This is a genomic window from Bacillus sp. RHFS10 (assembly GCF_016757475.1).
GTDB lineage: Bacteria > Bacillota > Bacilli > Bacillales > Bacillaceae > Bacillus > Bacillus subtilis_G.
In genome coordinates this window covers 1,014,024-1,032,702 of the sequence record NZ_JAESPO010000001.1, presented here as the reverse complement: position 1 = coordinate 1,032,702, position 18,679 = coordinate 1,014,024, and the positions used below count along the sequence as shown (strand labels likewise).

Below are 18,679 nucleotides of genomic sequence, written 5' to 3'. Positions count from 1 at the left end.
TGAACTACCCGTCATGATTCCTTACCTCTTGATTATGGATATGACGGGTAATTTCTAAAATTCGGATTTATGTAGAGCGAATGGTTTTTAAAGGGTTAAGGAGTGAAAACATGAAGTATGTCATTGGAATAGATCTTGGAACGAGTGCTGTTAAAACCATTTTAGTTAATCAAAACGGCAAGATTTGTGCAGAAACATCCAAAGAATATCCGCTCATCCAAGAGAAGGCAGGGTATAGTGAGCAAAATCCTGAAGACTGGGTGCAGCAAACAATTGATGCATTGGCTGAATTGGTTTCTATATCTAACGTTCAAGCCAAGGATATTGACGGAATAAGCTATTCAGGACAAATGCATGGGTTAGTACTGCTTGACCAAGACAAACAGGTGTTACGTCGTGCCATTCTTTGGAATGATACCAGAACGACGCCTCAATGTAACAGGATGACCGAGGAATTTGGCGATCATCTTCTTGACATCACAAAAAACCGTGTTCTAGAAGGGTTTACATTACCAAAAATATTATGGGTGAAGGAACATGAACCTGAACTTTTTAAAAAAACTGCTGTTTTTTTGCTTCCGAAGGACTATGTGAGATTCCGTATGACTGGTGCGATTCACACCGAATACTCCGATGCAGCAGGAACTTTACTTTTACATATTACTCACAAGGAGTGGAGTGATGATATTTGCAATCAATTTGGTATTTCTGCAGCTATTTGTCCTCCGCTTGTTGAATCTCATGAATGTGTAGGATCGCTGCTTCCCAATGTTGCGGCGGAGACAGGGCTATTGGAAAAAACAAAAGTGTACGCTGGGGGAGCAGATAACGCTTGTGGTGCTATCGGAGCCGGTATTCTCTCTTCAGAAAAAACACTATGCAGTATTGGGACATCAGGGGTCATACTTTCTTGCGAAGAAGGCAATGAAAGAGATTTTAAAGGGAAAGTGCATTTTTTTAATCATGGAAAAAAGGATTCTTTTTATACGATGGGGGTCACGCTTGCTGCAGGATACAGTTTGGACTGGTTTAAAAGAACGTTTGCACCAAACGTATCGTTTGAGCAATTACTGCAGGGGGTGGAATCTATTCCGATAGGGGCAAATGGACTGTTATACACTCCTTATTTGGTTGGCGAAAGAACGCCGCATGCGGATTCTTCTATTCGGGGAAGCTTGATCGGAATGGATGGAGCTCACAAAAGAGAGCATTTTTTGAGGGCAGTAATGGAAGGCATCACCTTCTCTTTACATGAATCAATTGAGCTATTTCGCGAATCGGGTAAATCAGTTCATACTGTTGTTTCTATCGGTGGGGGAGCTAAAAATGAAACGTGGCTTCAAATGCAGGCAGATATTTTCAATGCGAGGGTGATTCAATTAGAAAATGAACAAGGCCCAGCCATGGGGGCCGCTATGCTAGCTGCCTTTGGGAGTAGGTGGTTTGAATCCCTTGAAGAAGGTGCAGAGCAGTTCATTCGTGAGGCTGCTGTATTTTATCCAAAGGAACAAAATGTTCAAAAGTATAAAACACTATTTGATTTGTATAAGAACATTTACACTCACACAAAGGATCTTAATTCGGCTTTGAAGAGCTTTCGAAAAGCCGAATGAAAAGTGCGGGACGTAAATAGTGTATTATGTTTACACACAACACCCCTCACGTTAACGCAAGGGGTGTTTTCGCTGTTTCTATATCATCCAACAAGCTTAAAAAGCACAATTGACTCTATCTATAAGGAGTTACTAGAACAGATAAAAAAATAGAATTTTATAAAACATCTACTAATCCCTTTTGATCATGAGACGCTGTATGTCTTAAATAAATTCAAGAAGATAAGCGTGCAGAAGCAGAAAAAACACACAACTAGGCAAGAGATCAGACAAGGAGAGCGGTTTACTTGGCGGAAACATTCCCTCATGATGAAGAGAACTTAGTTCTGGGTTAAGTGTTTTTTCCTTTGGATATTAAACTTTGTGATCGGTTTTGTGTACAAATTCATGCTGGAAACAAAGGGGCGTACATGTAAAGACCGCAAAGAGCATTTTCTTTCTCGACACGATAAAAATACCATGAAAAATCAGTTCTTAAGGTATAATCAATCATTAATTTGGCGCTTTACATCTCTCAGTTTATAGGAGGTTGGTTTCGGAAAAGTAAAATCCCCCGGTAGAGGAATCTTGGTCAGCATAAAGTATTTGCAAAAAACGCACGTAAAATCCTACACGTACATTACTGGAGTTGATACCTTGATAATCTCGCCATCTCTTATATAAAAACGAGGGATGCGGCGGCTTAATGTTGACACCACTTCGTAGTTAATCGTATTAAGCATGTCAGCAACTTCATCAACGGTGATCTCAGCTCCTTTTTGCTGACCGTAAATCACGACTTCCTCTCCTTGTTTACCTTCACCGTCCTCACCTAAACTAACCATGATCATATCCATTGTCACTCTCCCCGCCACTCGCACTCGTCTTCCGCGATGAAGAACAATTCCGCGATTGGAAAGTTCACGAGAATAACCGTCAGCATATCCGACCGGGAGTGTAGCGATGACTTCATCGGGTTCTGCGATGTATGTAGCCCCATAGCTAACGGTTCGGGGTTCTGTCCGCATGGTTTTCACATAAGCGATGCGCGCCTTTAAACTTAATGCAGGTTCAAGTAAAACGAGGCCTAGTTGTTTAATATAGTCTGAAGGATATAAGCCGTACATGCCGATGCCTAAACGAATCATATCAGCGCTATATTCAGGAAAAGCGATCGCCGCAGCCGTATTGTTCATATGCACGGTGGGCAATTCAATGCCTTGATTTTTTAAAAAGCTGAGAAAACTGATAAATTTATCGTGCTGTAGCTTGGTTAGTGTAGTGTCTGGTTCATCAGCTGTTGAAAAATGGGTATAGATACCTGCCCATCTTAGGAATTTACTTGCTGTTAATGCTTTCACTACTGCTAAAAGTTCTTCTTTTGTGCGTAACCCTAATCGACCCATACCGGTATCCACATTAATATGAATACCCAATCGGTCAGTACTCTCTTCGTTTTCCAATATCTTGTTCGCTTTTTGAATCCAATCAACCTGAAATGCTGTTAACTCAATATTCCAAGCCGCTGATTTTTTCACACAACTAAGGGATGTAAAACCAAGCACAAGGATAGGTGCTGTAATGCCCGCTTTTCGTAAAACGATTCCTTCCTCTACGCTGGCAACAGCGAGCTCACTCGCCCCGTGTTCCAGGGCATGGCGCGCCACTTCTACAGACCCATGACCATAACCGTTCGCTTTCACGACAGCCATAATTTTGCTCTTATTTGGAATATGACGGCGAATCGCTCGCAAATTTTTTTTTATGGCATCAAGATCGACTTCGATCCAAACTTCTCGGCAAAGCTTTGTCATCATCGCTTCCTTCCTTCTTATGGAATAGTAAAAACCGCATTTAGCCGCAAAAATAAATGTTAATTGTTGGATGCGTTCAATCTTATTTTATTCAACTTCATTTGAAATCATTCAACAGTAAATCCATGGTATACGAGAAGTTGATCATCGAAGCTGTACATGAATATTTTCTTTCAATGTTTTATAACCCAAATGTGAAACAATTCTGGTTTCCGAAAAAAATTCCATAAAACGGAAATATCCCCAGATAGACGTACTCTGGAAAAACAAGCAGGACACTTATATGAAGGTACTTATCCGGGCTAACTTATCTTGGAGGACGCGTATTGTTACTGAACATTGGATGCGACTTTAAATGAGAAGATCTGATAATTTGCAAAAGAAGATTGGTGTCAAACGGCAGTCAATTCCTTGTTCCATTAACCTAACATCAGAGTATATAATAAAATTCATATTCAGAAAATCGTTTAAGTGAGGGATAAACATGAAAAGGGGAGTTCATTTTCAAATACCGAATGAATATGGGGATTATTTATGGAGAATACTGCAGCCGTTAGAAATAGATAATTATATGTGGCAAACGAGTGGGGAATCCTATTTTGTTGTAGATGGAGAGCTCGATGATGAGGAGCTCTTTAATGATTACGCGATTGTTGAAGGGACTAACTTAGCGAATCGATTAAAAACCAATCAGTACTATACCATTTTCGTTGAACTGCAAGCATTCCCACTTGGAAAAACGGTTAATCAAGTCCAGACATACGAAGAGTTTGTTGGCAGTGATTGCGAACTTGTCCTTTTGATAGCAGATAATAGCTATGTCTCGATTTACTGTAAAAACAAAAATGCCATTGAAAAACTTTACTTCAATGCATTAAAGAATAATTTTGAAGACGTTCAATTTATAACTGATGAAAACGACACAAGAACAGGACTTACAGTATGATAGTTAATATTTTTAAAGGAGCTAATACATATGACAATGCAAATTAAAATCAAATATCTAGATGAAACACAAACAAGAATCAGTAAAATTGAGCAGGGAGATTGGATTGATCTTCGAGCTGCTGAAGATGTAGCAATTAAAAAAGATGAATTTAAACTTATCCCGTTAGGTGTAGCTATGGAATTGCCTGAGGGTTACGAAGCACATGTCGTTCCCCGTTCAAGTACATATAAGAACTTTAGTGTTATTCAAACAAATTCAATGGGTGTTATCGATGAATCGTACAAGGGTGACAGCGATTTTTGGTTCTTTCCTGCTTATGCATTGCGTGATACAGAGATTAAAAAAGGAGATCGGATCTGCCAGTTTAGAATAATGAAGAAAATGCCGGCAGTTGAATTGGTTGAGGTAGAGCATTTGGGGAATGAAGATAGAGGCGGGCATGGTTCAACTGGAACGAAGTAAAACAATAACCTTGGCTGATTTTTTGAAGGAGGATAATCATGGAGGTTAGCCAAGGTATATCTTATCGTATTCAAAAATCAATAATTTAATATGAAGGATTTAATTATAAACAAATTTTAAAACGAGAAGTTTTGAAAAAGTGAAATCGTAATAACTAAAGTTGATAAAGAACCTAAAGATGTCAAAGAAACAATTTTTCGAATGCTTTGCTTTTTTGAAGGTTTACTTAGTTCTTGAATAACTGCACCCCATAAAAGCATGGATGCTAAAATTATAGTACTCATATACATATCAATGCTCCCTTTCTTACAGTTTTAACATCGCTATCGATTTTACCATATTTAGGCTAGAGATGTCGATGAAGATAAGCATCTCTATAAAAGAATACTTTTATGAAAGATATTAAAGTATAAAGGAAAAAATAGTAATGACACTGATTTAAACCAAATTAAACGGTGTATGTATCAAACTGGCGGTAACTATAAGCTGCGTGACAGACTATGTTATGGAGAAATACAGTGTAAAAGAGGGGCTGACTCCTCTTTAAATACACAGTGATTGGAATAAGAACTCATTTTATCTGCACGTGCTTAGTATTTGCGTTAATATTGTTTTCGTAATAAATTATGCCAAGTAACTGAAAATGAAAGAAGGATATGAATAGTCATGACTCAATTCGATAAACAATACAATTCAATTATTAACGATATTATGAATAATGGAATCTCAGACGAAGAATTTAATGTAAGAACCAAATGGGACTCTGATGGAACACCGGCTCACACACTTAGTGTAATCAGTAAGCAGATGAGATTCGACAACTCAGAAATACCTATTTTAACGACCAAAAAGCTGGCCTGGAAAACGGCCATTAAAGAGCTGCTCTGGATTTGGCAGCTTAAATCTAACGATGTTACTGAATTAAACAAAATGGGCGTACCTATTTGGGATCAGTGGAAACAAGAAGACGGCACCATCGGAAATGCTTATGGATTTCAACTGGGGAAGAAAAACAGAAATCTAAATGGAGAAAAAGTGGATCAGGTCGATTATCTTCTTCAGCAATTGAAGAACAACCCATCTTCACGGAGACACATTACAATGCTATGGAATCCGGATGAACTAGACTCAATGGCCTTAACACCATGTGTATACGAGACACAGTGGTACGTTAAACAAGGGAAGCTCCACCTAGAGGTAAGAGCGAGGAGCAATGACATGGCCTTGGGGAATCCCTTCAATGTATTTCAGTATAATGTTTTGCAGCGCATGATTGCTCAAGTGACTGGTTATGAGCTTGGTGAATATATCTTTAATATTGGCGATTGCCATGTGTACACACGTCATATAGACAATTTGAAAATTCAAATGAAAAGAGAACAGTTTGAAGCACCTGAATTATGGATGAATCCTGAAGTTAAAGATTTTTATGACTTTACCATAGATGATTTCAAGTTAATCAACTATAAACATGGGGACAAGCTTTCATTTGAGGTAGCGGTTTAATGCTGCCTCTTTATTGATTAATAGGCAATCTTAATTTTATTAAGACATCTTGAAGATGAATTAAATTGAGCTAAAAGATATATATGCTATAGACTCATATGAAAAAGTAAAGTTAATCTTTTTTATTTAGAAGAAAGAAAATATCCTAATTTTGAAACTAAATACAAAGTAAAAGCGATCATTAAAGTTCTTGATATCACAATTCCATGAATATCCAGGTCATATCCAGCAGGTATCAACGCTTTTGTATTAAACATAAAATATTGATATTAGAAGAGCTATTATAACCAAAAGCATTCCAAAAGGACCTGTTTTTCCATATTTCATACTAATTTTCCACCCTATATTTAAATGATAAGCAAATACAAGAGCTGTAGAGTCTGTGATGATTTCTAATATAATCCGAGCTATGCACTGCATGCCGTTTTTTGTGTAATTGTCCTAATAAAACCGCCTGGCAATGCCGGCGGCCTTTTGCTGTTTCGTTTATTTATTAACAGAAATTGAAACGTTATTTCCTGAAACAGAAACAGTTGCGAAATCCTGCGTATCTACCACAGGAGTGACGGCTTTATTGTCGATTGTAATGTTGTTAAAGGCTGTCGAAAAGGTTGCTTTGATGGCAGAACGCTGACTTTCATACGAAACAGCCGCGGTAGCAAGAGTTTTCCATTTTGAGATTGTGCCGATATTGGTTCCTTGGATTTCTGTGATAATCCGGCCTGTATACCCGTCATTGTTCGTTCCCCAAAGGGTCATGCGTGTATTGCCGTTCAAATTTTTATAGATTGTCATTTGGACTGTGCTTCCAGGACGAAAACCTTTGGTATATGTGAATTTGTCTTTTCCTTCGATGTACGTTTCATCATTTTTGGATCCTACCTTCATGAGAGGCTTCCAGACGTTGTATTGTTTGCTGTACTGAAGCCCGAGATCTGCCTCAGTTCCGCTTTTTGCGCTAAATCCTGAATAAATATACGGAGTAGAGACCGAGTCATCATTTTTCACGGTGTCAGGAAGCTTGATTTTAGCTGTGAAAACGGCGCCAGTACTGTTCAGGTAGGCGCGGCCGCCGATTCCTTTAGGCAGCTGGGTAGCTGCTTTTGCGACCTGAGTGTCTGCCGCGGGTAAGCCAGGAATACCCGATGATAGTGTTCCGAAAAGAACTGCTGTTCCTATTGCACCTGCAATTAATACTTTTTTCAACACAATTCCCCCTTTTGATAATGGTTTCGTCATTTATTATACCTTATTTTGGAACTGGATTCGTGGATATAAATCGACAAAATATTTCATATTGGGATTGTTTAAGGAGAGAAACTGCTCCTCCAATCTGACACCTTTAACATTATGATAATGAAAGGACCAGTTCACAATCGTTTTAAACGATTTGAAATCTTCCTCAAAATAAAAGTACAAATGCTTAAAGAAACGATAATCAAAAGAATGCCAGCTATCGTTTCCCAGCCTTTGAAAAAGAGGTGATGTTTCATAAATGTCTGTCCTTGCAAAATGATAAAAACACAGATACCGACTAAAAAAAGAAAACAAATACTTAGAGTTGTTAACGCTTTACGTGAGTATGTTTTCATTTCGTCTTTAACATACAGCAATACGAAAACAAAGCAGCTAACATTGGCAATCGTTCTTATCACCTCAAAGCTTTTCATTGCAAAAGATATAAATAGACAAAGTAAAATGAGATAAAATACTATGTTTTTAGACAAAGAACCTCTCCTTTTATGTATGGTCCTCAAAGAGTTTACAAAAGTTTCTTTGCACCTGCAATACTTGGTAGCAGGAACAAATACACACTTATATAAACTAATTAAACTATGTACTAAATATTTAATATAAATTTAGACATCGTCATTAAGGAAAAATTCAAATTAAACCACAGCAAGCCAAACAAAAAAACCCGGCATTCAACCGGGGAAAAAGTGAAAATGAGGAGATGTTAATGGAATTTAGTAATGTTTCTTATGCTTTTTATACTCTACAACATAATCATAGTCTTTTTTGTCGTGGTCATAATATTTTTTGTCATAATCACAGTCGTAATCTTTTTTATCACGGTGATCGTAGTATTTTTTATCATATTCATAATATTTCTTATAATACGTTTTTTTGACCGTATAATACTCTTCTTTATATTTTTTGTAATAACCCATATATACTCCTCCTTTATTGTTCATACGCTTTATCATATGGCGAATTGATTGTGCGGCTTGGACAGTTACAATCATAGAAGGAAAAAAGGGCTGTCCAAAATCACTCAGAAAAATCCGATTTTTCATCGACCGCATCATTTATCTTATATTAGTTTATCTTCTATGTTTCTGAATCACTCTTTTTCTTACATTCTGAGTCAGTCTGCTGGTCGATTCTGATAAGGTTTATTCTGCACGAAGGGCGAAATGAAAACGAGGCCTTATGAAGAGGAGCCTGCCTCCCAGACTTTCTGAATAGGCGCCCCCAGAGTAATGTTTTCCGTAATATCTCGTAATGGATTTTCATGATTTTTATCCATTTCGTTTACCTCTTGACAGATGATGTTTTTTCAATTAAATCATATAATAACTAATAAGGTCATGGCCATCGCCATCGCTTTCATTATTTATTTGCAGTCAGTTCATGAACATTTCTGTCAAAGGGGGAGTTCTGCATGTATGAGAAAGAAAATACAGCGAGAGAGTGGAAAGTGTATATTTTCGTCTTTTTGTTTATGATTGTTTGTGCAGCTGCAATTGTTATTGGTGGAGAAAAAATCCGGTTCAACCAAATTGTTTTGCGAGGATTTGATGGGTTCATCAGTTTTGTTTTATTAGCCAACGTACTGTATTTCTGGAGGCGGAGCAAGGGGATCGCCTTTTTTTCAGGAGTTTTTGCTGTACTCAATTTCATGATGGTCATTTCTTTGAGTTAGAATCTAAAACAGGAGGTTTTTTATGCTTGGAAAAATCAAAGCAGCCATTGATAACAGTCCGGGAAAGCCGGCTAGGATTGTAGTCAGTGAAAAAACGTTTCAGCAACTGGAGAAAGAGATGCGTTTTGTTTACGTTTCTAAACCGAAAACGATAATGGGAACACCTGTGGAAGTGTCAGATCAGGCAGAAAGCTTCAAACTGGAATATTAATTGATTCCGAACTGAAAAAAGGCTCAAAATGAGCCTTTTTTTATCATATAGTTAAGATTCGTTATCATTTCAACCAAGCGCTTGCAAACACGGTTCAGTTTTTTATACTTAAGTGGAGTATTTCTGCTTTTTTAAAATGCTGAGAACATGGGAGGAAGCGATGCGCGAACATAAGAGCAACAGCTTTAAAACGCTGATAGAAATTTTAATTGTTTCAACAAGACTTGGGTTTACATCATTCGGAGGTCCCATTGCTCATCTGGGCTATTTCTATGAAGAATATATTCGCAAAAGAAAATGGCTTGATGAAAAAAGCTATGCCGATTTGGTTGCTTTGTGCCAATTCTTGCCTGGTCCGGCGAGCAGTCAAGTTGGGATTGGGATTGGTGTTATGCGTGGCGGGTTACTTGGCGGGATCGTTTCATTTCTCGGCTTTACGCTGCCCTCTGTTTTGGCACTGATCATATTTGCTCTTTTATTAAAACACACCAATATAGAGCAAGCCGGATGGATTCATGGTTTAAAGATCGTAGCGGTGGCAGTTGTTGCCCACGCTATAGCGGGAATGGCTCAAAAACTGACGCCCGATGTCAAACGAAAAACGATCGCATTGTTTGCATTGATTGTTTCACTTTTATGGCAAACCGCGTATACCCAAGCTGGCATTATCGTCATCTCCGCAGCGATTGGTTTTCTGGTGTTTAAAGAGTCTATCGACAAAAAAGAATCAGCTTTTCATTTTCCTATCTCTAAGACATTCGGAACCGTGTGTCTTTCATTATTTTTCGGATTGCTGGTTCTTCTGCCCGTCCTTCGAGAAACTGCGGATTTGCGTTGGCTTTCTATGTTTGACAGCTTTTACAGGGCGGGTTCCTTGGTTTTTGGCGGGGGACATGTTGTATTGCCCTTATTGGAACAGGAATTTGTACCAGCTGGAATGATCAGCAAAGAAGCATTTTTAGCAGGATATGGTGCAGCACAAGCTGTGCCGGGACCGTTATTTACATTTGCCGCTTATCTAGGTGCAGTCATGGGCGGCTGGCAAGGCGGAATGTTAGCTGCCATTGCCATTTTCCTGCCGGCGTTTTTGCTGATTTTAGGTACGTTGCCCTATTGGGATGTTTTGCGGAGGTACCCTAACCTAAAGGGAGCTCTTGCAGGCGTAAATGCAGCGGTAGTCGGAATATTAATTTCAGCTTTTTATTTTCCGATTTGGACAAGTGCGATTTTGAATCCAATTGATTTTGCGTTTGCGGCCGTATTGTTCAGTATGCTTGCTTATTGGAAACTGCCTCCGTGGGTTGTTGTGTTCACTGGTGTGATTGGCGGCTTTCTTCTGAACCTTCTTTAATCTTGATTTCTCTAAAGCGTGATGAAGATATTCATCATGCTTTTTTTATTGTCAAAAAAGAGGAACATAAAAAATAGATGTATGGGAAAAATAATCCTATTAGAGAGAAAGGAATTTACAGATGGATAATATGATATCAACACTTACTGACTGGACAGTATGGTTTCAAGCATTCGTTGTATTCCTCATTCCATATGCAATCAATAAAGTATTTACTTGGATTGAAAAATAAGAAGGTGCAATCATGAGGTGGCGGAACAATCAGCACAAAACACAGAAGCAGCATCAAGGCTCAGATCAATCTAAAGCTGAAAAGCCGGATCAAGAAGTGTTAACCGGTAACTTTGGGTGCGACATTGAGCTATTCAAAAGAAAAATCGGGCATAACGGAGACGTTCATATCCGGGAATTTGAGATCACTCATTTACATGTGAAAGCAGCATTGATCTTTGTTGATGGACTGTCTGATCAAGATTCGATTAATAAAGGAGTATCAGCGTTGCTGGTCATGAATCAGCCTAATCAGGTAAGAGAGGACATTTCTCAATCTGGAAAAGGCATTTTAAATTCGCAGGATATAAAGAATCAAATCGGATCAATCTGTAATGTCGTAGAAGCAGAAAAAATAAGTGATGTCGTGCTGGATGTTTTCATGGGTTCAACAGCGCTTCTTATCGATGGAATGCCGCAGGTCTTTCTTCTTGGAACCATAAAGAAACAAAATCGAAGCATTGAGGAGCCGCTATCTGAAGCGCTTGTCAGAGGGCCGCGTACGGGCTTTACAGAAGAGTTGAGTACGAATACAGCTCTTTTAAGGCAGCAAGGAAAAAATGATCAATTAACATTTCAGAGATTTGAAGTAGGGACAAGGCTAAAAAAGGATTTAATCATCGCTTATATGTATGACATAGCAGATCCAGAAGTGGTCGAGGAAGTAAAAAAAAGAGTGAAAGGAATTGAGATCGATCATCTGCCGGAATCTGGATATGTTGAACAGCTGATCGAGGATAATTATCTCAGTCCCTTTCCGCAAGTACAAAGTACAGAACGGCCTGATCGCGTCATCAGCGGATTAATGGAAGGCAGAGTAGCCATTCTGCTTGACGGCACCCCGTTTGCTTTGCTTGTTCCGGTCACTTTCAGCATGGTGCTTCAATCGCCTGAAGATTATTATGAACGGTGGTTCCCAAGTTCATTTATCAGATTACTGAGGTTCATTGCAGCAATCATCACGTTATTTGCACCGGCTTTATATATATCATTTATTTCTTTTCATCCAGGATTAATTCCAACCAAACTGGCAATTTCAATTTCCGGGACGCGTCAGGGTGTTCCATTCCCATCAATCATTGAAGCTTTATTTATGGAAATTGCGATCGAAATTTTACGAGAAGCGGGGCTTCGTCTGCCAAAACCCATCGGACCTGCGATAGGCATCGTTGGCGGGTTAATTATCGGGGAAGCAGCTGTGCAAGCGGGCATTGTCAGTCCTATTATGGTCATTGTTGTTGCGCTCACAGCAATCTCTTCATTTGCCATCCCGCATTACAGTACAGGCATCGCACTTCGGATGCTTCGGTTTGGCGCGATGTTTTGCGCGGCGGTGTTTGGGTTATTTGGAGTTATTATGTATTATCTGCTGTTAAGCAGCCATGTCGTAAAGTTGAAAAGCTTTGGTCTTCCATACGCAAGCCCAGCGGTCCCTTATTATGTGAAAGATTGGAAAGATTTTATCATCAGAATGCCTCTCTTAGTCATGAAACGCAGACCAAAAATCATGAATACAGATAATGCAAAACGGGTGAAATGACGACTTCGACAGGATGGTGATAATCTCATGTCCAGCCCAAAGAGTAAAATTACAACCGCACAAGCAACGGTGATCATTATTAATTATATGCTCGCTGCAGGAGTTCTCACGCTCCCTCGGACAGTAACAGAACAAACAAAATCACCTGATGGATGGATTTCCATTTTATTAGGCGGGGTTATCGCGATCATTGCCGGAATAGTCATCGTGAAATTAAGCCAGCAGTATCCTGAGGAGACGTTTTATGAATATGCTGGTCATATTGTAGGCAAATGGCTCGGCGCTTTAATCAGTCTCATTTTCATTACTTATTTTTTAGCTCTCGGTGCCTTCGAAGTGAGAGTCATGTCAGAAATTGTTGTGTTTTTTCTCCTTGAAGGGACGCCATCGTGGGCGATAGTCATGACTGTTCTTTGGATCGGGCTTTATTCAATTACACAAGGGCTCGATCCCATTGCCCGGCTTTTTGAAATGATCTTTCCGGTTACGGTCATCATCTTTTTAACCGTAGCGGTCATGAGTATAGGTATATTTGAGGTCAACAATTTACGCCCTGTATTAGGAGATGGAATCATGCCGGTTCTCAAAGGAGTGAAAACAACGGCCCTTTCGTTTACATGTTCTGAAATTATGCTTATTCTAGTAGCGTTTATGAAGAAGCCGAAAAAGGCGTTGAAAGCGGTTGTAATCGGGACAAGTGTTGTGACATGTTTTTATATTTTTACGCTGATTATGGTTATCGGTGCAATATCCGTTGACGGTGTTGTAACGAGAACATGGCCGGCACTTGACCTGATGAGAAGCTTTGAGATATCTGGTTTAATATTTGAACGATTTGAATCATTCCTGCTAGTCATTTGGATTATGCAGCTTTTTGCCACGTTCATTATCACTTTTTATGCAGCTTCTTTAGGAGTCTCGCAAGTTTTCAAAAAGAAACCCGTTTCATGTATGTTTTGGCTGCTTCCTGTTGTTTTTATTCTCTCTTGCATGCCCAAAAATGAAAATGATGTGTTTATTTTGGGCGATATGGTCAGTCATATGGCTTTGTATATATTTGGCGCTCTGCCGATTTTGCTTTTAGTCATATCGAAATGGAGGAAAAGAGGTGAAACGTAAAATCAAACATCCAGTGTCCGCTATTGTCATCGTATGTTTGTTTATGATTTGTGTAACAGGGTGCTGGAGCAGCAAGGAAATAGAAGAGCTTGGTCTCACATTTGCTATCGCAATTGATAAAGGAAAAGAAACAAATACTGAAAAAGAGTTAAAAGAAGAGGGAGGGAGCTATCCGAAACAAGACAACCTTACACTGACCTATCAATTTGTTAATGAAAAAGTGGTAGGTGCGGGACAAAACGGAGGGGGTGGCGGACAAGGAACGCAAAAAGCGTATCAAAATATAAGTGAAACAGGTGATTCGTTACAACAGATTGGGAGCGAGGTTGCGTTAAGAAGGGATCGTGAAGTGTTTAGCCCGCATTTAAAAGTGGTTGTCATGAGTGAAGATGTATTGCGTACATATCCTATCGACAAAATGCTGGATCAATTTTTTCGTGATAATGAAATCAGGCTGAGCTGTCTTGTTTTATCTGCAAAAGGGAAGGCGAGAGATGCCCTCCAACTGAAAGAGAGTGGTGAAATTCCGGCATTTCGGCTGACTGGATTAGTTGAGAATGAACATAAAGTTTCCAGAATACTTCGCCCTGTAACACTCGCGAAACTAATCGGTAAACTGCATTCCGGCAGCAGTTTTTTACTGCAAAATGCAGTCTCGGCAAATGGAGCGGTCAAGTATTCCGGATCAGCGGTAATTAACGGGAAGTCTAAAAAAATGATCGGCTTTTTAGATGAATATGAAACGGAGGGAATTGCTTGGATTGCCGGAGGAGGAAAAGGCGGAGTTGTAAAGTCCTATGATAAAAAGAGCCAGCAGATTATCGCGTACGATATCAATTATATAAAAAGTAAAATCAAGCCTATAATAAAAGGAACGGATATATCATTCCATGTCGATATTGAATCGGAAGGGGATTTGGTTGAAAACTGGAACACAAATGAGACGTTGGACACACAGTTTATAGAACGTATTGAAAAGAATATTGAAAACGAAGTGAAAAAAATAGTCGGTCATGTATTAAAAAAAATCCAGCAAGATTATAAAGCTGATGTTGCGGGTTTTGATGAATCATTAAGACTTGAACATCCGGACTTATGGAAAAAGGTGAAAAAGAACTGGGATGACACCTTCAGTAAGGCCGACATCACGTACAGTGTAAACACCACAATTACTCATTATGGAACGGTTAAGACTCAGTAATGGATCAAATAGATTTTTAAAAAGAAGAGAAAGAAACATCTCTTCTTTTTCTTATGCATTTTTCAGGATGAAGATACTTTTTTTGGGGTAAATGCATTTTTTAAAACAATCAATATGATAATATGAAATTGCTTAAAATAGAAGGGAGGAGGGGCTGTGAGACAGAAACCGATTTATGTAGAAATCGAAATGAGATCTGACCTGGATACGCTCTGGGAATATACGCAAACCCCAGCGCTGCATAAAGAATGGGATCTCCGGTTTTCAAATATCACATATTTGCCTAAGCAGCAATACGAAAAGCAGAAGTTTCTTTACGAAACAAGAATAGGCTTTGGGCTAAAGGTATCGGGTATAGGAGAAACAGTCGGTGTTTTCGACAAATATTCATCGGAAAGAGTTTCTTCACTGGCTTTTGGATCTGATCATCCGTTATCCCTGATTAGGCGGGGTAATGGCTACTGGAAGTATATACAGCGAGACAACGGGAACATAACGTTTTTAACACAGTACCAATACAAAACAGTCTACGGACTGCCGGGAAGATGGATCGATCGTTTATTTTTTCGGCCGCTGCTTGGCTGGGCGACTGCATGGAGCTTTGATGTACTAAGGCTTTGGATTGAGCAAAACAAACATCCGAAACACTCCATTCGATCGGCTATCGTCTATGTGTTCATATGCTTATTTTTTTAGTCTGTTTTGGTTTTATCAAGGCTTTACAGGTTTTGAAACAAGTATCTTTGCAGGAACAGCGAAGATAGGATGGGGTATTCTGTGGCTCATTCCATTAAAGAAAAAATGGATCATTCATGCAGTCCAGGCTTTTATCTATGCTGGATTCGTTTTTTTAGGTTCCGAGATATTATTATCAATTCTGTTGAGTGTGTTTTCTGCGGCAAGCGGCGTTCTTAATCTTCAGCTCCCTAGTGCCCGGCACACTAAACGAAAGAGAAAGAAGTGACATTGTGAATACGATTTATGAAAAAACAATCAAGAACTATTATTTGCTGCATCCCAAACTGCAAAAACGATATCAATTAGACGAATCTCATACATTCAGCGGGACAGGAACGATGTCAGAAATAAGCGGAGGCTCTTTTCTGGTCAGAATGCTGTTAAAGCTGGGTGTTTTTTTCAGGTGCTTCTTTTCAGAAAGAGGCAAAGACATCCCTTTTACGATACAAAATAGAACTTGTCTTATGAATCGGGAACATATCGGGATAGAATGGAATCGTACATTTTTCTTTAAAGGCAAAGAACGTTTTTTTGACGCGATCATGGTATACGACGAAAAAGAAGACAAAATACTCGATTTCTTCGGCAGACCTCATCTTCTGCTCTCTGTTTTAGTGTTAGAGGCATCTCTTGACGGTTCTCTTACAATTACATCGGGAAAGCAATGGCTGTTGATATGCGGAAAACGAATACCGCTGCCAAAATGGCTGACCGGTACGTCCGTTGTTTGCGAAACGTTTGATGAAAGCAAGAATTGCTTCACCATTCAAGTGCATGTGCAAAATACAATTCTCGGCACTCTTTTCTATTATAAAGGAACGTTTCAGGAAGAAGAGAGAGAATCATGTTAAAACGAAATGGCATGATCAGTACGCTTTATTTTATAGGGTTTCTTGCAGCGGAAACACCCCATCTATCAGTGGCAGAGGCGCTTGTTTTGTTATCCATCCTCTTTTTCGTTCCGGAGATTTTTCCTTTTGTCTTTCATCAATCGCCGCTTCGGGCTGCTCAATTTCTGGAATCTGGTTTCATACAGTGCTATCCGGCAGCAGCTTTCTTTGCGGTGCTGGCTCTTGTGACAGACATCGGGTGGTTCGCTCTGATCTGGTGGATCTACACTGTCTTTATGGCATTGTACGCGCTCCTTCGCTTGCGGGATACAAAGATACATAGAATCGAAGAGACCTCAGTTTTGTTCGGGCTTATCTATTTGGCGGGTGGAGGGTTTTGGTTTTTTGCTTATGCTGCACATTTGCAGATCATGCAATTTGGCCCGCTTATCATTTTGCTGACTGCAGTCCACTTTCACTATTCAGCTTTTCTGATCCCGATCTTTAACGGCTTGCTCGGAAGAATCGCCAGAAATAATCGGATGTTGTACAGTTGGATAACATGGGTGATTTTGTTTTCGCCCATTCTTATCGCGCTTGGCATCACATATTCAAAAACACTTGATGTCATTGCGGTTGGCATCTATATGGCGGCGCTTTATCTTCATGCATATTTGGTGTTTACCACAGCTTTTCGCAGCAAGACGGGAAAAATTCTTATTCGGCTTTCTTCTGCCGTTTTAATGTTAACGATCACTTTTTCGATGATTTATTCATTTGGTGTATTTCGGCAGGAAGTTACACTGAGCATCAATCAGATGATTTGGATTCACGGTTTTATCAACGCGTTTGCTGTGATACTGCCCGCTCTCATCGGATGGAGAATAGAAGATCCAAAGCCTTTTGATGCAGACAGTGTAAAGATATTCAGCCGGATCTATGGAAAAAGAAGGATTGGAAAAGTCTTTTTAGCTGAGATTCAAGCTGAAAATAACGCTCAATACAGAGGGCTTGTGGATGATATGAGAAGCCTTCGTTCAAAAGATTTTTCACCCGAAAAACTGGCGCCATTTATTTTATCGTTTTATGAACAAACCGTTGAGTATGATGTGAAAGCAAAAGTGACGTGGAGCACGTGGTTTCGGCCGCTTGCATTTGTTTACGAATGGTTCAGCAGAAAAACCGGCCAAATACATCTGTCGACGAACCCTGATTGGTATAAAATGTACAGCACGATAAAGGGTGTTCATTCGAAAAAAGACGGAAGAAAAAGAGTGCGTGCCTGGATCAGAACAAATGAAAAAAACGAAACCATTTTTACGGCTCTATATTCAGTGTATCGTTCAAATGAAGAGGGGTATATGAACATCTCTCTCCCGCTTCCATTCAGCAGCATGACAGGCATTTTAAAGCCTTATCATCATCATGAGAAACTGGTTTTGACAAGCAGGCGGAGAAAAAACGGAGCTGGAGATGAGGGAATTTATCTGCAAACCAGAGCGGGAACTTGTCCGCTTCCTTTATCTGAGACCTTTCTGATAGAAGCTTCGCATGACAACAGATTAACCGCTGTTCATCATATGTGGCTGTTTGGATTAAAATTTCTAACTGTACATTACATTATTACATATTGTCGTCCAAATGAAAGAACCTAACACAAAGAAATGGCTTCGTCTGACAAGCTGTTTGACGATTCGATCAGCTGCATTCCAATTCTGCGCCGCATCTTAACGGGAAAGGAAGTGACTAGTGATGTTTTATATCAGTTTATTTCTGATTCTTTGGCTGGCTGCTGGATTTGCAGTGGGAATGAAACAAGTGTATGTCGATCAGCTGTTTGGTAAAGATGTGATCGAAAGGCTGGAAAAAGAGAAGGGGGATCACAAGCGTGCTGACCGGTTTATCAAACATCGTGTTCTTTACATCGCAGCAGTAACATTAAGCGGGTTTATCGCTGTTTATCATGAAGTGAAAACAATCCCGCAAAGGCGAAAAATAAGAAAAATCGAAAAAAATATCATGAAACTGAATGAAGCAAAAAAAACGAAGAATCAATAGAAAATAAAAATGCACAGGCCAAAGAGCAGGTGCGTTTTTATTTTGGTTTGCTATGGGAATTGGGATACAGGCGGTGCCAATACCTTTTCATAAATTCAAAAATGAGAAGAAC

16 protein-coding genes and 4 pseudogenes are annotated in these 18,679 nt (G+C 39.4%); 15 read left to right on the top strand and 5 right to left on the bottom strand.

The window, feature by feature from the left end:
• The first annotated feature begins 110 nt into the window (after nt 1-110).
• Both xylB and JMN17_RS21670 read left to right on the top strand, forming a co-directional pair.
• On the top strand, nt 111-1,613 hold the full coding sequence (gene xylB, locus JMN17_RS05165) for a xylulokinase (RefSeq protein WP_202327639.1): 1,503 nt from the start codon (nt 111-113) through the stop codon (nt 1,611-1,613).
• Between the two features lie 330 nt (nt 1,614-1,943).
• A pseudogene (locus JMN17_RS21670) lies at nt 1,944-2,138 on the top strand (hypothetical protein); the annotation flags it as partial.
• Nucleotides 2,139-2,221: 83 nt separating this feature from the next.
• Here JMN17_RS21670 and alr read toward each other — a convergent pair.
• Nucleotides 2,222-3,406 (bottom strand): alanine racemase, encoded by a 1,185-nt coding sequence (alr, locus tag JMN17_RS05160; RefSeq protein ID WP_202327733.1) that lies wholly within the window; start codon nt 3,404-3,406, stop codon nt 2,222-2,224.
• Between the two features lie 484 nt (nt 3,407-3,890).
• Between alr and JMN17_RS05155 the strand changes: the two genes are divergently transcribed.
• From JMN17_RS05155 to JMN17_RS05145, 3 genes are all read left to right on the top strand, one after another.
• Nucleotides 3,891-4,352: a DUF2691 family protein gene (locus JMN17_RS05155; RefSeq protein ID WP_087993901.1), complete on the top strand. Its 462-nt coding sequence runs from the start codon at nt 3,891-3,893 to the stop codon at nt 4,350-4,352.
• 30 nt (nt 4,353-4,382) lie between these two features.
• Entirely contained in the window at nt 4,383-4,817 is a 435-nt protein-coding gene (gene dutA / locus JMN17_RS05150; protein WP_087993902.1) for a dUTP diphosphatase DutA, read from the top strand.
• Nucleotides 4,818-5,483: 666 nt separating this feature from the next.
• Nucleotides 5,484-6,323 carry a thymidylate synthase gene (locus tag JMN17_RS05145; RefSeq protein ID WP_202327638.1) on the top strand — a complete coding sequence of 280 codons (840 nt, stop codon included), beginning with the start codon at nt 5,484-5,486 and terminating at the stop codon, nt 6,321-6,323.
• Between the two features lie 122 nt (nt 6,324-6,445).
• On the opposite strand, the pseudogene JMN17_RS22000 reads toward JMN17_RS05145, so the two are convergent.
• The 4 genes and pseudogenes from JMN17_RS22000 to cotC form a co-directional block, all read right to left on the bottom strand.
• Nucleotides 6,446-6,650, bottom strand: a pseudogene (locus JMN17_RS22000) (hypothetical protein).
• Between the two features lie 159 nt (nt 6,651-6,809).
• Nucleotides 6,810-7,532, bottom strand: a complete 723-nt coding sequence (locus JMN17_RS05140) for a YrpD family protein (RefSeq protein ID WP_202327732.1) — start codon at nt 7,530-7,532, stop codon at nt 6,810-6,812.
• A 161-nt stretch (nt 7,533-7,693) separates the two neighbouring features.
• Nucleotides 7,694-8,050, bottom strand: coding sequence for a YoqO family protein (locus JMN17_RS05135; RefSeq protein ID WP_148961730.1), 357 nt, complete (start codon nt 8,048-8,050; stop codon nt 7,694-7,696).
• A 240-nt stretch (nt 8,051-8,290) separates the two neighbouring features.
• On the bottom strand, nt 8,291-8,494 hold the full coding sequence (gene cotC, locus JMN17_RS05130) for a spore coat protein CotC (RefSeq protein ID WP_087991446.1): 204 nt from the start codon (nt 8,492-8,494) through the stop codon (nt 8,291-8,293).
• Nucleotides 8,495-8,988: 494 nt separating this feature from the next.
• Here cotC and JMN17_RS05125 point away from each other — a divergent pair, with 494 nt between their 5' ends.
• The 10 genes and pseudogenes from JMN17_RS05125 to JMN17_RS05080 all read left to right on the top strand — a co-directional run bounded on the left by JMN17_RS05125 (nt 8,989) and on the right by JMN17_RS05080 (nt 18,574).
• Complete coding sequence (locus JMN17_RS05125) at nt 8,989-9,249, top strand: hypothetical protein (RefSeq protein WP_087991445.1); 261 nt, start codon at nt 8,989-8,991, stop codon at nt 9,247-9,249.
• 22 nt (nt 9,250-9,271) lie between these two features.
• A complete protein-coding gene (locus tag JMN17_RS05120; RefSeq protein WP_087991444.1) occupies nt 9,272-9,460 on the top strand; it encodes a hypothetical protein in 189 nt (62 codons plus the stop codon).
• A gap of 160 nt (nt 9,461-9,620) precedes the next feature.
• On the top strand, nt 9,621-10,811 hold the full coding sequence (gene chrA / locus JMN17_RS05115) for a chromate efflux transporter (protein ID WP_202327637.1): 1,191 nt from the start codon (nt 9,621-9,623) through the stop codon (nt 10,809-10,811).
• A gap of 241 nt (nt 10,812-11,052) precedes the next feature.
• The gene (locus JMN17_RS05110) at nt 11,053-12,621 is read left to right on the top strand and encodes a spore germination protein (RefSeq protein ID WP_202327731.1); all 1,569 of its coding nucleotides are present in this window, start codon (nt 11,053-11,055) and stop codon (nt 12,619-12,621) included.
• 27 nt (nt 12,622-12,648) lie between these two features.
• Nucleotides 12,649-13,740 (top strand): spore germination protein, encoded by a 1,092-nt coding sequence (locus tag JMN17_RS05105; RefSeq protein ID WP_087991441.1) that lies wholly within the window; start codon nt 12,649-12,651, stop codon nt 13,738-13,740.
• The gene (locus JMN17_RS05100; RefSeq protein WP_202327636.1) at nt 13,730-14,941 is read left to right on the top strand and encodes a Ger(x)C family spore germination protein; all 1,212 of its coding nucleotides are present in this window, start codon (nt 13,730-13,732) and stop codon (nt 14,939-14,941) included. The genes JMN17_RS05105 and JMN17_RS05100 overlap by 11 nt, the downstream gene beginning before the upstream one ends.
• A 156-nt stretch (nt 14,942-15,097) precedes the next feature.
• Nucleotides 15,098-15,905: pseudogene (locus JMN17_RS05095) on the top strand (hypothetical protein).
• A 4-nt stretch (nt 15,906-15,909) separates the two neighbouring features.
• Nucleotides 15,910-16,530, top strand: a complete 621-nt coding sequence (locus JMN17_RS05090; RefSeq protein WP_087991438.1) for a DUF4166 domain-containing protein — start codon at nt 15,910-15,912, stop codon at nt 16,528-16,530.
• A complete protein-coding gene (locus tag JMN17_RS05085) occupies nt 16,524-18,164 on the top strand; it encodes a YndJ family protein (RefSeq protein ID WP_202327635.1) in 1,641 nt (546 codons plus the stop codon). Before JMN17_RS05090 ends, JMN17_RS05085 begins: the two co-directional genes overlap by 7 nt.
• 94 nt (nt 18,165-18,258) lie before the next feature.
• A pseudogene (locus tag JMN17_RS05080) lies at nt 18,259-18,574 on the top strand (hypothetical protein).
• Nucleotides 18,575-18,679 lie beyond the last annotated feature (105 nt).

Excerpts from the sequence above, each read along its gene's own strand:
- JMN17_RS05155 (WP_087993901.1), top strand. The coding sequence starts at position 3,891 with ATGAAAAGGGGAGTTCATTTTCAAATACCGAATGAATATGGGGATTAT.
- JMN17_RS05125 (WP_087991445.1), top strand. The coding sequence starts at position 8,989 with ATGTATGAGAAAGAAAATACAGCGAGAGAGTGGAAAGTGTATATTTTC.
- xylB (WP_202327639.1), top strand. The coding sequence starts at position 111 with ATGAAGTATGTCATTGGAATAGATCTTGGAACGAGTGCTGTTAAAACC.
- cotC (WP_087991446.1), bottom strand. The coding sequence starts at position 8,494 with ATGGGTTATTACAAAAAATATAAAGAAGAGTATTATACGGTCAAAAAA.
- JMN17_RS05145 (WP_202327638.1), top strand. The coding sequence starts at position 5,484 with ATGACTCAATTCGATAAACAATACAATTCAATTATTAACGATATTATG.
- JMN17_RS05085 (WP_202327635.1), top strand. The coding sequence starts at position 16,524 with ATGTTAAAACGAAATGGCATGATCAGTACGCTTTATTTTATAGGGTTT.
- chrA (WP_202327637.1), top strand. The coding sequence starts at position 9,621 with ATGCGCGAACATAAGAGCAACAGCTTTAAAACGCTGATAGAAATTTTA.
- JMN17_RS05120 (WP_087991444.1), top strand. The coding sequence starts at position 9,272 with ATGCTTGGAAAAATCAAAGCAGCCATTGATAACAGTCCGGGAAAGCCG.
- alr (WP_202327733.1), bottom strand. The coding sequence starts at position 3,406 with ATGACAAAGCTTTGCCGAGAAGTTTGGATCGAAGTCGATCTTGATGCC.
- JMN17_RS05105 (WP_087991441.1), top strand. The coding sequence starts at position 12,649 with ATGTCCAGCCCAAAGAGTAAAATTACAACCGCACAAGCAACGGTGATC.
- dutA (WP_087993902.1), top strand. The coding sequence starts at position 4,383 with ATGACAATGCAAATTAAAATCAAATATCTAGATGAAACACAAACAAGA.